6 protein-coding genes are annotated in these 14661 nt (G+C 67.5%); 3 read left to right on the forward strand and 3 right to left on the reverse strand.

Translation table 11 applies throughout. The annotated features are described in order from the left end of the window. From Q7V20_RS02605 to Q7V20_RS02615, 3 genes are all read left to right on the forward strand, one after another. Positions 1 to 8991 carry a filamentous hemagglutinin N-terminal domain-containing protein gene (locus tag Q7V20_RS02605; RefSeq protein WP_304786874.1) on the forward strand — a complete coding sequence of 2997 codons (8991 nt, stop codon included), beginning with the start codon at positions 1 to 3 and terminating at the stop codon, positions 8989 to 8991. 76 nt (positions 8992 to 9067) lie between these two features. Then, positions 9068 to 10444 carry a caspase family protein gene (locus Q7V20_RS02610; protein ID WP_304786876.1) on the forward strand — a complete coding sequence of 459 codons (1377 nt, stop codon included), beginning with the start codon at positions 9068 to 9070 and terminating at the stop codon, positions 10442 to 10444. Between the two features lie 68 nt (positions 10445 to 10512). Continuing rightward, positions 10513 to 11655, forward strand: coding sequence for a hypothetical protein (locus Q7V20_RS02615; RefSeq protein ID WP_304786878.1), 1143 nt, complete (start codon positions 10513 to 10515; stop codon positions 11653 to 11655). Between the two features lie 3 nt (positions 11656 to 11658). Here the strand turns inward: Q7V20_RS02615 and Q7V20_RS02620 are convergent, their stop codons facing one another. From Q7V20_RS02620 to Q7V20_RS02630, 3 genes are read right to left on the reverse strand one after another with little or no spacing between them, the layout of a single operon-like run. Beyond that, positions 11659 to 13533, reverse strand: coding sequence for a serine/threonine-protein kinase (locus Q7V20_RS02620; RefSeq protein ID WP_304786880.1), 1875 nt, complete (start codon positions 13531 to 13533; stop codon positions 11659 to 11661). A gap of 41 nt (positions 13534 to 13574) precedes the next feature. After that, complete coding sequence (tagF, locus tag Q7V20_RS02625) at positions 13575 to 14285, reverse strand: type VI secretion system-associated protein TagF (protein WP_304786882.1); 711 nt, start codon at positions 14283 to 14285, stop codon at positions 13575 to 13577. Continuing rightward, complete coding sequence (locus Q7V20_RS02630) at positions 14282 to 14653, reverse strand: M48 family metallopeptidase (RefSeq protein WP_304786884.1); 372 nt, start codon at positions 14651 to 14653, stop codon at positions 14282 to 14284. Before Q7V20_RS02630 ends, tagF begins: the two co-directional genes overlap by 4 nt. Between the last annotated feature and the right edge of the window lie 8 nt (positions 14654 to 14661).

Consider the following 14661-nt stretch of genomic DNA (forward strand, 5'->3'; position numbering starts at 1 on the left):
ATGAAACGCAGCACCTTGACCCATGCCCGTCGCCTCGCTCAACGGGGGTGTTTTGCCTTGCGGCCTTTGCCGCTGGCGGCCGCCTTGCTCATCTTGTCGGAAGGGGTCATGGCTCAGACGGCAGCTTTGCCTTCCACCGGCAATGTGATCTACGGCAATGTGACGACCACGCAGCCCAACGCCAACACGCTCAACATCCACCAGACCAGCGACAAGGCCTACGTTCAGTACGACAGCTTCTCAATCGGCTTGGGCAACAAGGTCGTCATCCAGCAGCCGACGAGCACTTCGGCGTTCCTGGGGCAAGTCACCGGTTACGACCCCAGTTTCATCATGGGGCAGTTGCAGGCCAATGGCCGGGTGTTCTTGATCAACCCGAATGGCATCGTGTTTGGTGAGCATGCACGCGTGGACGTGGGCAGTATCGTGGCCACCACGATGAGCTTGTCACTGGGTGATTTTTTGAACAACCGCATCCTGCTGACCTCCAACCCCACTGATGGGCGCGGCGATCTGGCGGGCGTGGTGCGCAACGACGGCAAGATCACCGCCAAGGATGGCTTCGTGGTGCTGGCCGGCCGTCAGGTCATCAACACCGGTCAGATCCTGGCCGAGAACGGCCGCGTGGGCCTGGCCGCCGCCAGCAAGCTGCTGGTCGACGTGGAAGGCGATGGCCTCTTGTTCTTCGAGGTCGAGGGCAAGGACGCGGGTGCGCGCCTGGCGCAACTGGGCCGCATCGAGGCCAATGGTGGTTCGGTGGAAATGATGGCCGCCGCGCGTGGCCAGTTCGCCGACACCGTGCTCAACATGAGCGGTGTGGTGCAGGCGCGCAGCCTGGGCACGAAACAAGGCCGCGTGGTCATTGATGGGGGCAGCAGTGGCATCACCGAGGTGTCGGGTTCGGTGGACACCACGGGTGTGGCATCCGGCCAAAAGGGTGGTGACATCACCGTGACGGGCGACCGCGTGTTCGTGCGTGACGGTGCCAGCCTGGATGCCTCCGGCGATGCGGGCGGCGGGCGCCTGCTGGTGGGCGGCGATTTCCATGGCGCCAACCCGGCCGTGCGCAATGCGCAGGTGACGGCGGTGGGTGCGGGCGCGCGCCTGCGGTCCAACGCTTTGCAAAACGGGCAGGGCGGTGACGTGGTGGTGTGGGCCGACGACACCACGCGCTACTTCGGCAGCATCGAATCCAAGGGCGGCGCTCTGGGCGGCAATGGTGGCGCGGTGGAAGTGTCGGGCAAGCAGTCCCTGGCCTACCAGGGCGCGGTCGACACCTCGGCGCCCAAGGGCCAGATCGGCACCTTGCTGCTGGACCCGCGCGACATCAGCATCACCGCCAATGGCGCGGCCCTCGATTGGACGGCGGCCGCCGGTGTGGCCGCACCGGCCGATGCCGAGGTCAACGTGGCCTCGATCAACGCGGCCACCGCCAACGTGAGCCTGGTGGCCACGCGTGATGCGTCGGTCGATGCCGCCATCAACATCACCAACGCAGGCACGGGTTTGTCGATCACGGCGGGGCGTGACCTCACCGTGGCCCAATCGGTGACCACCAACAACGGCGCGGTGCAACTGGTCGCCACGGGTGAGATCAAGCTCAACAACGACGTGAGCGCGGGCACGGCCGACGTCACCATGACCGGCGCCTTGACCCTGGGCGGTGCGGGCGCCACACGCAGCCTGACCGGTGGCAATGTGTCGGTGGGCGCCGTGACTGGCGCGGGCAAGAACCTGACCTTGGTGGCGGGCACGGCGGCCACGCTGGGTGGCGCGGTGGCGGGCGTGGGCACGCTGGACGCCTCTGCTTCGGCCACCACGGCCATCAATGCCGATGTGACCACCACGGCGGGCCAAAGCTATGGCGCCGTGACTTTGGGCGGCGCAGGTGCCACGCGCACCTTGTCGGGCACGACCGTGTCCATGGGTGCCGTCACGGGCGGCACCAAGAACCTGACCTTGAGCGGCAGCACCTCGGCCACCCTGGGCGGTGCGGTGGCGGGTGTGGGCACGCTGAACGCATCCGGCTCGGCCACCACGGCGATCAATGCCGACGTGACCACCACGGCGGGCCAAAGCTATGGTGCGGTGACCTTGGGCGGCGCAGGCACCACGCGCACCTTGTCGGGCACGACCGTGTCCATGGGTGCCGTCACGGGCGGTGGCAAAGACCTGACCTTGAGCGGCAGCACCTCGGCCACCCTGGGTGGCGCAGTCGCGGGCGTTGGCACGCTGGACGCATCCGGCTCGGCCACCACGGCGATCAACGCCGACGTGACCACCACGGCAGGCCAAAGCTATGGCGCCGTGACCCTGGGCGGCGCGGGTGCCACGCGCACCTTGTCGGGCACGACCGTGTCCATGGGTGCCGTCACGGGAGGTGCCAAGAACCTGACCTTGAGCGGCAGCACCTCAGCCACCCTGGGTGGCGCGGTGGCGGGCGTGGGCACGCTGAACGCATCCGGCTCGGCCACCACGGCGATCAATGCCGACGTGACCACCACGGCAGGCCAAAGCTATGGCGCCGTGACCTTGGGCGGCGCGGGTGCCACGCGCACCTTGTCGGGCACGACGCTGGCCCTGGGCGCCATCACCGGCGGTGCCAAGAACCTGACCCTCACGGCCACCACCTCGGCCACCCTGGGCGGCGCGGTCAGCGGCGTCAACACCCTGGACGCCACGGGCGCCCTGGCCACGTCGGTGGCTGCCGATGTGAGCACCACCGCGGGCCAAAGCTATGGTGGCGCCGTCACCTTGACGGGCCCCAGCACCTTCACCGGCACGTCCGTGGGCTTCAACAACCTGGTGGCCGCCGCCAACAACGTGGCCATCCACGCCAACACCATCACGGTGGCAGGCGCCGCCACGGGCACCGGCACCCTCGGCCTGGCCGGGGCCACCGACGCCGACTCGATCGGCGTGAACTCTGCCGCCGTCACCGACCTGTCGATCAGCACGGCCTTGCTGGCCAAGTTCAGCGGCTTCAGCACCTTGATCATTGGCACCAACACAGGCGTGGGCAACATCAGCTTCGGCGACATCACCTTGCCGTTCAACACCCTGGTGCGCAGCAGCTCCGGCGATGTCAGCTTCGCCAAGGTCGATGGCGCGCACAGCCTGGGTGTGCAAACCACCACCGGCACCATCGAGTTGAACGACCTGATCGGCGGCACCTCGGCCCTCACCGGCCTGGACCTGAACGGGCTGGTCACGGTCAACACCAGCCTGGTCAAGACCGCGGGCGACCAGACCTACAGCGGCGCGGTCACCCTGGCTACCACCACCTCCCTGGAGGCTGGCGCGGGCAAGATCTCGCTGACCAGCGTGGATGGCGGGGGCGCGAATGACCTCACGCTCAAGAGCGCCGATGGCGCGGCCGATGCCATCAAGACCACCGGCACCATCAGCAATCTGAATGCCCTCAGCGTGCAGGGCGCATCCACCTTGGGCGGCAACGTCACCACCACGGGCAATCAAAGTTACACCGCCATGACCACGCTGGCCAACAACGTCACGCTGGATGCCACGGCGGCCAAGGTGAGCCTGGCGGGCGTCACGGGCGCCGCGCACGACCTCACGGTCAAGAGCAGCAATGCGGCCGCCGACGCGATCCAGACCACGGCCGCCATCAGCGGCGTGGCCGCCCTGAGCCTGCAGGGCAAGGCCACCCTGGGCGCCAATGTGGGCACCACTGGCGCGCAGGACTACACCGGCGCCGTCACCTTGGCCAGCGCGGTGGGCGTGACCAGCGCGGCGGGCAATGTGCGCTTCCAAAGCACGGTCGATGGCGCGCAGGCGCTGACGGTCAGCGCGGCGGCGGGCAATGCGCGCTTCGATGGCGCCGTGGGCAGCGGCACGGCCTTGAGCAGCTTGGGTGTGACGGCCAACTCGGTCGACATCAATGGCGGTGCCATGACCACCAGCGGCGCGCAAACCTACACCACGCCCACGGTCACCCTGGGCGCCAACACCACCTTCACCACCAGCAACCTGCAGGCCACCGGCAACCTCAATGCCGGGGCCCACAACCTGTCGGTGTTCGCCGATGCCTTGGGCGTCGCGGGCAACATCCTCAGCACCGGCGCGGGCAATGCCAGCATCGCCGGGCGCCTGGCCTCCACGTCCATCGGGCTGGCGGGCGGCGCTGGCGACCTGCAGGTCACGGGCGCCTTGCTGGGCAAGTTCGCCAGCTTTGGCAGCGTCACCGTGGGCCGCACCGATGGCACCGCCAACATCACCTTCGGCAACATGACGGGCGGCACGGCCTTGAACCGCAGCCTGAATGTGCGCAATGGCTCGGGCGACATCGTGTTCGGCCAGATCGACACCACGGTCGACGGGTTCTTCAACCTCGACGCGGCCACGACCACGGGCACCGTTCGCTTGAATGGCGACGTCGGTGGCATCAGCCGCTTGAACAGCCTGACGCTGGGCGGCCCCACCCGCATCGCTGCGTCCAACATCTTCACTGGTGGTTTCCAGCGCTACAACGGCGCGGTCACCCTGGCCTCCGATGTGAACATGAACGCCACCACCGCCACCTTTGGCAGCACGGTGAATGGCCCGCACCACCTGACGGTCACCCTGCCCAGCAGCAGCTTCTCTTACTACGCCTACTTCATCGGCGCGGTGGGCGGCACCACGCCCCTGGCCAGCTTGACGGTCAATGGCAACACCTACGTTGAAGACAACGTGACCACCTCGGGCGGGCAGTACTACGGCGCCAGCGCGATCCTGCTGGACGATGCCACCTTCACTGGCACGACGCTGACCTTCAACACCAACCTGTCGGCGGGCGCGAACGACCTGGGCCTGCTCACGGATGCGTTGTCCATTGGCGGCACCTTGTCGGGCTCGGGCGCGGCGCAGATCGCGCCGTACACCGTGGGCCGCAACATCGTGGTGTCCGGCACGAGCTCGGGCGGCGAGCTGGTGGTGGACGCCTCCACCTTCAGCCAGTTCTCCAGCTTCTCCAGCCTCACCGTCGGCCGGGCCGATGGCACGGGCACCATCACGCTGGGTTCCAGCGGTGCCCTGGGTTCCACCGCCTTGCTGACCGACCTGACCCTGCTCAGCGGCACGGGCGACATCAGCGTGCTGTCGGCCATCAATGGCGCGCACAGCCTGGCGCTCAACACCGGCGGCACGACCAGGATCAACGCGAGCCTGTCGGGCCTGACGTCCTTGTCCACCAACGCGGGCGGCACCACGCGCATTGGCGCCAGTGTGGACACCGGCGGTACGCAAACCTATGGTGATGCGGTGACGATGGACAGCGGTGCCACCCTGACGGGCACCACGGTGGCTTTCGATGACACCGTCAACGGGGCCACGGCGGGTGGCCAGTCCTTGACCGTCAATGGCAACGCACGCTTTGGCCAGGCGGTGGGCGCCGGCCAGGCCCTGAGCACGGTCAGGGTGACCGGCACCACCCAGTTTGACCATGGCGGTGCCAGCAGCACCGGTTCCCAGGTGTACGTGGGCGCGGTGACCTTGGGCGATGTGAGCAACTTCAACGCCAGCGGCGCCTTTGTGCGCTTTGAAAACACGGTCACTGGACCCCATGCCCTGACCACCAACACGGCCACCGGAACGGTGTTCTTCAACGCTGTCAACGTGGCCTCGGTCAATGTGGCCTCGGGCCTGTCGTACCTGTATGGCGGCAGCGTGACCACCACCGGCACGCAAAACTACGGGGCCAATTCGCTATTGGGTGCCAACAACACGCTCACTGGCACCAACATCGCCTTTGGTGGCACGGTGGACGGCGCCCAAACCCTGGCCATCAACGCCTCGGGCACGACCACCCTCGGGGGCGCCGTGGGCGCCTCCACGGCCCTGACCAGCCTGAGCACATCGGGCGCCACCAACCTTGATGGCGGTAGCGTCAGAACCACCGGCGCGCAAAGCTACGGCGGCGCGGTCACCCTGGGTGCCAACACCACCGTCACCGCCAACACGGTCGATTTCAACGGCACGGTCAATGGCGCACGCACCCTGTTGGTCAACGACAGCGGCACCACCACCTTCCATGGCAATGTGGGCGGCACCGCGGCCCTGACCAGCCTGACCACCACCGCTGGCGGCAGCACGGTCTTGCCCGCGCAAGTGACCACCACCGGCGCGCAGGTCTATGGCGACCCGGTCACCTTGTCGGCCAACACCACCTTGAGCGCCAACAGCGTCAGCATGGCCAACCTGATCGGTGCCAACCACGCCCTGGTGATCGCCACGCCGGGCCTGGTCGATTTCAACGGCACCATCGCCGGGCTGACCAGTTTGAACAAGACCGGCACCGGCACCGTGCGCTTCATCGGCGCCAACGGCCTGGTCACCACTGGCGCGCAAAGCTATGGCGGCAATGTCCAGGTGCTCAGTGGCGATGCGGTCTTCGATGGTTCATCCCTGGACTTCGCAGGCGACCTCACCGGCGCCAACAACCTGAGCCTGAGCTCCGACGTCATCAGCGTGGCCGGGGCCGTGACTGGCTCGGGCGCGGGCACCTTCACCATCGCCCCCAAGAGCGTGGGCACCACCATTGGCCTGAGCGGTGGCGCGGGTGCCTTGCAGGTGAACCTGAACACCGTCTCGGGCTTCACGCAGCGTGTGATCGGCCGCACCGATGGCACGGGCACGGTCAACGTGGGCGCCTCCACCCTGAGCGCCAACACCACGGTGCAAAGCGGCACCGGCGCCATCAACTTCGGAGCGCTCGATGGCGCGCAGGCCTTGACGGTCAACACCGCTGGCGTCACCAGCTTCAATGGCAACGTCACCGGCCTGACCACCTTGAGCACGGACGCGGCGGGCAGCACGCACTTCAATGGCAGCTCGGCCAGCGCCACCACGGCCTTGAGCTTTGGCGATGCTGTGGTGTATGGCGGCAACGTCAGCTTCACGGCCCCATCGATCACGCTGGGCGGCGGCGCCAGTGGCGGCGCCAACCTGACCCTGGCCACCAACACCCTGAGCCTGGGCGGTGACCTGTCGGGCAGCGGTGAGCTGACCTTGCAACCCACGGCCGCGGGCACCACCATCGGCCTGGCCGGTGGCGTGGGCACCTTGCAGATCACGCAGGCCACCTTGAACCGGGTCACCGGCTTCACCTCGCAAACCATTGGCCGCATCGATGGCACCGGCGCCATCGATGCCAACGCGATGACCTTGGTGCGCAACACCAAGGTGCAAAGCGACACGGGCAACGTGACGTTCAACGGCACCGTGGATGGCGCGCGGGCCTTGACGGTCGACACCACCGGCACCACCGCCTTCAACGGCGACGTGGGCGGCACCACCGCCCTGGCCAGCTTGAGCACCAACGCGGGCGGCACCACCGCGATCAATGCCAGCCAGGTGCGCGCCACCGGTGCGCTGCACTTCGGCGACGCCGTCACCTACACCGGCGACACCACCTTCAGCAGCAGCACGCAGCAGTTCGATGGCGGCGTCACGGGTGGCGCCAACCTGACCCTGGTGGCCAACACGCTGACCTCGGGCGGGCCGATCTCCGGCTCCGGCATCCTGAACATCCTGCCCTTGAGCGCCACCACCATTGGCCTGGCCGGTGCAGGCGGTGGGGGCGATCTCTTGATCAGCCAAGCCCTGCTGGACCAGACCAGCGGCTTCACCCAGATGGTGATCGGCGCCAGCACCGGCGCGGTGGACATCCAGTCGGGCGCCCTGACCCTCGCCGTGGACACCACCTTGCAAAGCGGCACCGGCCAGGTCCACTTGCAGTCCACCGTGGATGGCGCCCATGCCTTGACCGTCAACACGGCGGGCCTGACGCGCTTCCAGGGCAATGTGGGTTCGACCACCGCCTTGGCCAGCGTGACCACCGATGCCCCCGGCACCACGCAGATCGACGCCAGCGCCATGCGCACCACCGGCGCACAGACCTACAACGACCCGGTGGTGACCAGTGGCGTGCTGTCCCTGATGGCGTCCACCGTCAGCCTGCACACCGCAGGCAACCTGCGGCTGGGCCTGGTCAACCTGGGCCTGGGTGGCGACATCAGCACCGACGGCGTGTTGACCCTGGAAGACTCGCTCAACCTGGGCGGCGGCGTGCTGACCCTGCAGGCGGGCGGGGGCCCTGGCGCGGGCATCGCGTTCAACGACAGCGAGTTGAGCGGCCGCCCTGGCCTGATCACCGGCAACCTGCTGGTGAACGAAGCCGCCGCGGCCATCCTGCAAACCAACGGCACGATCACCACGGCCGCGGGCTCCACGCTGGACCTGCAAGCCGTGAACCGTGGCTCCATCCGGATCGACCACACCACCAACGAGATCGCGGGCAGCCTGAAAGCCGTCAGCGGGCCCGAAGGCGACACCAACACCGCGCGCTTCAGCGGCTCGGGCACCTTGCCGCTGAGCTTTGTGCGGGTGGATGCCAACCAGATCAACTCGGCGGGCATCGAGGCAGATGCGGTCAAGCTCACCGCCAACAGCTTGATCACCAACGCGGGCACCAAGATCCGGGCGCGCCTGCCCTACATCAATGCCCAGGGCATCGAAAGCTCGGTGGCGGCACTCACCCTGGTCCTCAAGCAGCCCAATGTGATCAACCAGTTCGGCACCCCGGCCACCAACAGCTGGATCCAGGTGGACGTGGGCGACAGCCTGGGGGGTTACCTGACCGTGCGGCCCAAGGGGGCGGGCGCGGGCTCGTCGGCCGTCTACCTGGGCGGCTCGGAAGGCAACGTGCCGTTCTACGATGGCACCAGCAAGGCCAGCGAGATCCAGGTGTACTACAACGGCCGCGTGCCCTCCACCCCGCAAGAGGTGGGCGCTTTGAGCGCGGTGACCGCCGTGATCGAAGAGTCGCGCCGGGCCCGTTTCGACGAGGCCGTGCGCACCGAGAACGTGTCGTCCCGGCTGCGCACGGGCGTGATCGCCGAAGTGGGCGCGGGCCGCCCGGCCACCGAAGGCTCCGAGTCCATCCGCATGCCCGCCACCTGTACCCCCAACGCCACCCTGGGCTGCCAATGATTGTTGAACACGGCAGCGCGCCAATGGCATACAGTTTGAAGTTCGATCACCTCCGAGCCCGACCGTGAAATCAACCGTGAACCGCCGCCAAGTCCTCACCTTACCGCTGGCCCTGGGCGTGCCCTCGGTGGCCTGGGCGCAAGGCTATTCCTACGGCAACAGCCCCAGCGCGGCGGCGACCCCGGCGGTGGCTTCGGGCAAGGCCCCCAAGCGCTTTGCCCTGCTGGTGGGTAACCGGGCCTACCCCTCGCCCTTTGACCTGCCGCCGGTCCACAAGAACTTGCGCGACGTGCAGGCCGTGCTGGAAAAGCGCGGCTTCGAAGTCACCGTGGTGACCGATCAGGACGTGAAGGTGTTGCGCGACGCCATGCAGTACTTCGCCAAACGGGTGCAGGGCGCGCCTGCCGATGCCACCGTGCTGTTCTACTTCACCGGCCACGGCATGCAGGTTGATGCCGAAAACCTGCTGTTGGGCGCGGGCACCAACCCCAGTGGCAAGGAAGACGCCTTGCTGGGCAATGGCCTGATGCTCAAGCGCGACCTGGTGGATGCCTTGCCGCACCGCCCCAAGGGCCTGAGCATGGTCGTGATCGACGCCTGCCGCACCTCGCTGCGCGCCGAAGGCGGCCTCAACCAGGTCGAGGCGCCGCTGGGCTGCCTGATCGCCTTCGCCACCGGCGCTGGCAAGCCCGCCATCGCACCCGCCGTTGAAACGCAGAACACCTTCTACACCGCCTCGCTGGTCAAGGTGATGCAAGCGGCGTCCGACGACACCACGTTTTCCGACCTGTTCCGCCTGGTCAAGCTGGACGTGCAGCAAACCATGCTGAACCACCCGATCCAGGCCATCCGCAACGTGGCGCAGTTTCCCTTCATCGCCGAGAACACACAGATCCGCACGCGGCTGGCCCTCAAGCCCAGCGCGCCTGGGGGTGAAGTTGCGTTCGAGAACACCGATGAAAAAACCCTGTGGAAGCAGGTGGAAGAAAGCTACTGGCCGGGCGACGTGGTCAAGCGTGCCGACGAATACCTCAAGCGCTTTCCTGGCGGTAAGCTGGCAGGCTCAGCGCAGGTGGCCAGAGAAGGCGCCACCGACGCGGCCAAGGCCATGCAGCGCAACGACGTGCGCCTGTTCAAAAGCGCCTTCAGCCCCAAACCAGAGAGCCCCGACAGCCTGCTGCGTGAATTGCGCAAAGCCGCCTGGGGCGACAAGGATGCCGCCGCGCGGATCGCGCGCATGTACCGCCAGGGCCAGGATGGCGTGGGCACCGATCCCAACCGGTTTGAAGGCTGGATGCAGTTCGCCTCGGCCCTGGGCAACGGGATCGCCAGCTACGAGCTGGCCCTTTATTACCGGGGGCAGGACCAGCCCTTGCTGGCCGCGCAGTTCGAGTCACGGGCGCGTGAACTGGGCTATACGCCACCGCCCACGCTGGACCACTACCGCAAGTAAGCCGAGCCACAGACCTCACTGCGGGTGCTTTGCTGCTGTCGATCAATCCAATCAACACAGGAGTGCCCATGATTCAAAGACAAGTCAGGACAGCTTGGTTGGCCGCGAGTTTGCTGCTCACGGGAGGCGGGGCGGCGCACGCGGTCGGGTACACCTTGGTGGATTTGGGGTGGGCCGAGTTCAACGTCAATGCGATCGCGATCAACAACGCCAACCAGGTCGTGTGGGGCAGCAAGTCCGCCCCATTCGGAGTGCCCTCGCAGGCGACCATCTGGGATGGCAATACCGGCACAAAGACCGCCCTGGGCCCGCTGGGTGGCTTCAGCGTGGCGAGGGGCATCAGCGATGCTGGCCAGGTGGTCGGCGCGGTTTACTTGTCCAGCCCCGGTGCCGCGTCGGACCATGCCACGGTCTGGAGTGGCTCCACGGTGACAGACCTGGGCACGGTGGGCGGCAGGCACAGCGCGGCTTGGGGCATCAACCAATCGGGGCAGGTGGTGGGCATTACCACCATCGGCCCCGATCCCGAGGAGTGGCAGGCGCCCTCTTATGCGGTGACGTGGAATGGTGGCGTGGCCACTGTCCTGGGGCAGGCCTACAGTCAGGCGCGAGGCATCAATGATGCCGGTCAGGTGGTCGGCCTTGACGCCAATGCAAACGGTGGCGGATACCACGCCACTTTGTGGAATGGCACCACGGCCACCAATCTGGGCACCTTGGGTGGGCGCTTCAGCGAAGCCAACGCGATCAACCAGGCTGGGCAGGTGGTGGGCAGCGCGTATTTGTCAGGTGACGAGGTGAGCCATGCTGCCCTTTGGAGCAGTGGTGGCGCGATCACAGACCTGGGCGCCCTGAGCGGCGGGCAGCGCAGCAGCGCCTTGGGCCTCAATGACAGTGGCCAGGTGGTGGGGTGGTCAGCCCGCAGCGATGGGCACAAGCAATACGCCACTTTGTGGGACGGCACCCAGGCGGTCGATCTCAACAGCCTGGTGGGGGTCAGTCCAGATGGCTTCATCTTGTCCACGGCCCTGGACATCAACGACCAGGGCTGGATCGTTGGCTTGCGGTACAACTACAACACGGGTGGCGTGCCTCGGGCCTTCGTGCTGATCCCGGTGCCAGAGCCAGGGGTGTTCGCCTTGGTGCTGGCCGGGCTGTTCCCGGTGGGGGCAGGCGCTTGGCGGCGGTACCGCCAGCGTCGGCTCAGTTGACCCTCAGTTGACCTCTTCTGACGAGAATTTGGCGGCGCCGTACTCGTCCTCACAACCCGCACCGCCTTCGCAATGGGGCGCACCCGCGAACGCCGAGCCGGGGCCCGTGTGCCGCTTGGCGATCTCCAGCGCCGCATCCTCCTTGGGGTACATGCCGAAGCCGCCATCGTTCTTCAAGCCCGCCGCCTCAAAGTTGCGCGGCTGCGCCGAGACGATCACCAGGAAATGGTCGGTGCCCGCGGGACCGGCCACGTCCATGGGCCAGGTCGATTGCGGCAGGTTCAGGGTCTGGCCCGCCTTGATGCGGTTGTTGCGCGCCATCTTGTTGGGGAAGAGCTGCATGAACTCGCCATCGGTGCTTTGCAACAACACGTAGACGTGACCCTCGCGCGCCGATTTGACGGTGAAGGCGAGCCGGTCTTTGCCGATGCGGAACTGCGGCTTGGCGGGGGCGGCCTCGACGTTGAAGCCAGGCGTTTGCGCCGCGAGGATGCGTTCGAATTCACGCAGCGTGTTGAAGGGGCCTTCAACCACGGGGGGCGTGGCCACCACCGGGGCCGGTGCGGGCGCGGGCGCCACGGCCGGTGGTGGTGTCGTGGCCACCGGGGCCTCGGCTACCGCAGCGGGGGGGGGCGTGTCAGTGGAAGTGGTGTTCGCGACCGCCGGAGCCGGTGGGGCCGATGACGAGGTCAACAGCCAGAACGCCGTGCCGCCCAAGCCCGCCAAGACCAAAGCGCCTGCACCGATCATCAGCCCGGTGCGTGAGGCCGCCGGGGCCGTGGTGGCGGTGCTGGAGGAAGGCGCCGTCTGGCGGCCAGCAGGCGCGGGCGCAGGGCCACGTTGGGGCACGGCCGTGGCACCTGGCGATGCCAGCTTCACCGGCTGCGTCACCATGGGGTTGAAGTCCACACCGCCCAGGCCCAGGGCCGCGCGCAACTCGGCCACGCTTTGGGTGCGGTCTTCCGGCTTGACGACCAGGGCCCGGTCGATGGCGTTGAGGAAGCGTTCGCTGTACTTGCCCGCCACCTGCTGGGCCAGTGGCACGTAGTTGTCGCTCATCAAGCGGCCCACGGCCGGTGGCGGTGTCTTGCCCAGGATGGCGTAGTGGATGGACGCGGCCAGCGCATAGATGTCGGTCCAGCCGCCCTGCTTCATGCCCGGCACTTCAGCGTACTGCTCCACCGGCGCGTAGCCTGGTTTGAGGATCACCGTCAGCGCCTGCGTCATGTCGCCGATCACGCGGCGGGCGGCGCCGAAGTCCAGCAGCAAGGGGCGGCCGCTGCCTTTGAGCAGGATCACGTTGTCAGGCGCGATGTCGCGGTGGAAGCATTGCTCGGCGTGGATCACCTCCAGCGCTTCGGTCAGCGGGGCCAGCATGCCCATCAGCCAGGCCTCGTCGGGCGGGCCGTTCATGTCTTTCAGGGCCTGCTTGAGGGTCTGGCCCTCGTAGAAGGGCATGATCATGTAGGCCGTGCCATTGGCCTCCCAGAAGCGGTACACCTTCACCAGCGAGGCGTGGTCGAACTGGGCCAGCAGCTTGGCCTCGTTCACGAAGCTCTTCAGGCCCGCTTCAAAGGTGTCGCGGTGGCGTTCGGACTTGACCGACACCTGCGTGCCGCCGCTGCGCGCGGCCAGGGCCGAGGGCATGTACTCCTTGAGCGCCACGCGGCGTTCCAGCGAGTGGTCCCAGGCCATGTAGACGATGCCGAAGCCGCCTTCGCCCAGCATGCTGGTGATCTCGAACTCGCCCAGGTAGGTGCCGACCGGCAGCGCGTTGCCGTGGTCATCCTGCGCCGGGGTGGGCGCGGCGGCGGGCGGCGGCGGCGTGCGGTTGACCGGCTTGATGATGGTGCGGTCGTCGTCGGATGAATCGCTCATGCGCTGCTCAAGACCTCTGGCTGGTGGTGCGTGCGGTGATTCTAGGCGGCGGCGCTGCCCAGCAGGGCGGCAAATCCATCGCCCCGTGGCAAACCACGCGAAACCAGGCTGCGGGGAGCGCCCTCCGCCGATTCGGCCCACCAGAAGGCCAGGCCTTGGGTGGCGGCCTGCCATTGCGTGGCGCTGCTTTGGGCGAGCAGCGCCAGCAAATCGGCCTGGCCGGCCAGCGGGAGGCTGGCGTGCGGCAACTGGCCCTGCAGGACGCTGTCCAGCAGCGCGGCCCCTGGCGCCAGCGCTCGCGGGGCAGGCGTGGGGGGCGGCAAGCGCTCCAGCTCGGCTTCCAGTTGGTCGACCGTCCAGTCCTCGTGCAGGGCATCGGCGGCGGCGTCGTCCAACTGGTGCAGCCAGGCCATCAGGGCCTCGGTGTCGGCAGCGGTGCCGGGCGTGGGCGTGATCGGCGCGATCAGCGTGAGCGGGAAGTAGCGGCCCACACGGTCGACCGACGGCATCAGCACACCGGCCATGGCCGTGTCCAGGCCGATCACGCCAGGCATCAGCATGAAGCGCCAGACCGGGCTGGCCAGGTAGTGGTCCAGCCAGGTGCTTTCGGCCTGGGCGCGCAAGGCGGCGATGCCTTCGGCCAGCCAGGCATCCCAGGGGTCGATGAAGGTGGGCTCCAGGCGGCGCGAGGCGAAGTCACCCAGGGTGGGCAGCTTGCCGTACCAGCCGGGGATGGGGGGCGGTGTGGTCATGGCGGCATGATGACTGAAAAAACGGAGGCGCCCATGAGCCCCTCGACGCTCATGCCGTGTTCTGCCAGCCATGTCTTGCGGCGCGCGAAATCCGGCATCGCACGTTCGACCCGTTGCCAGAACTCAGGCGTGTGGTGCGGCTCATGCAGGTGAGCCAGCTCATGCACGACCACGTACTCGGCGATGCGAGGGGGCAACAAGATCGTCTTCCAGTGAAAGTACAGCCTGCTGCCCTTGCCGCACGAGCCCCAGCGGTAGCCCAGGTCTTGCACCGTGATGCCCGCCGGGCTGACTTCCATCCGGTCAGCGTAGGCCTTGACCTTGTGGTCAAGCCAGCACCGGGCCCGCTCGCTGTACCAGCGGATCATGTGGACAT

The sequence above is a fragment of the Aquabacterium sp. genome (genome assembly GCF_030652515.1).
Taxonomy (GTDB): Bacteria; Pseudomonadota; Gammaproteobacteria; order Burkholderiales; family Burkholderiaceae_C; genus Aquabacterium.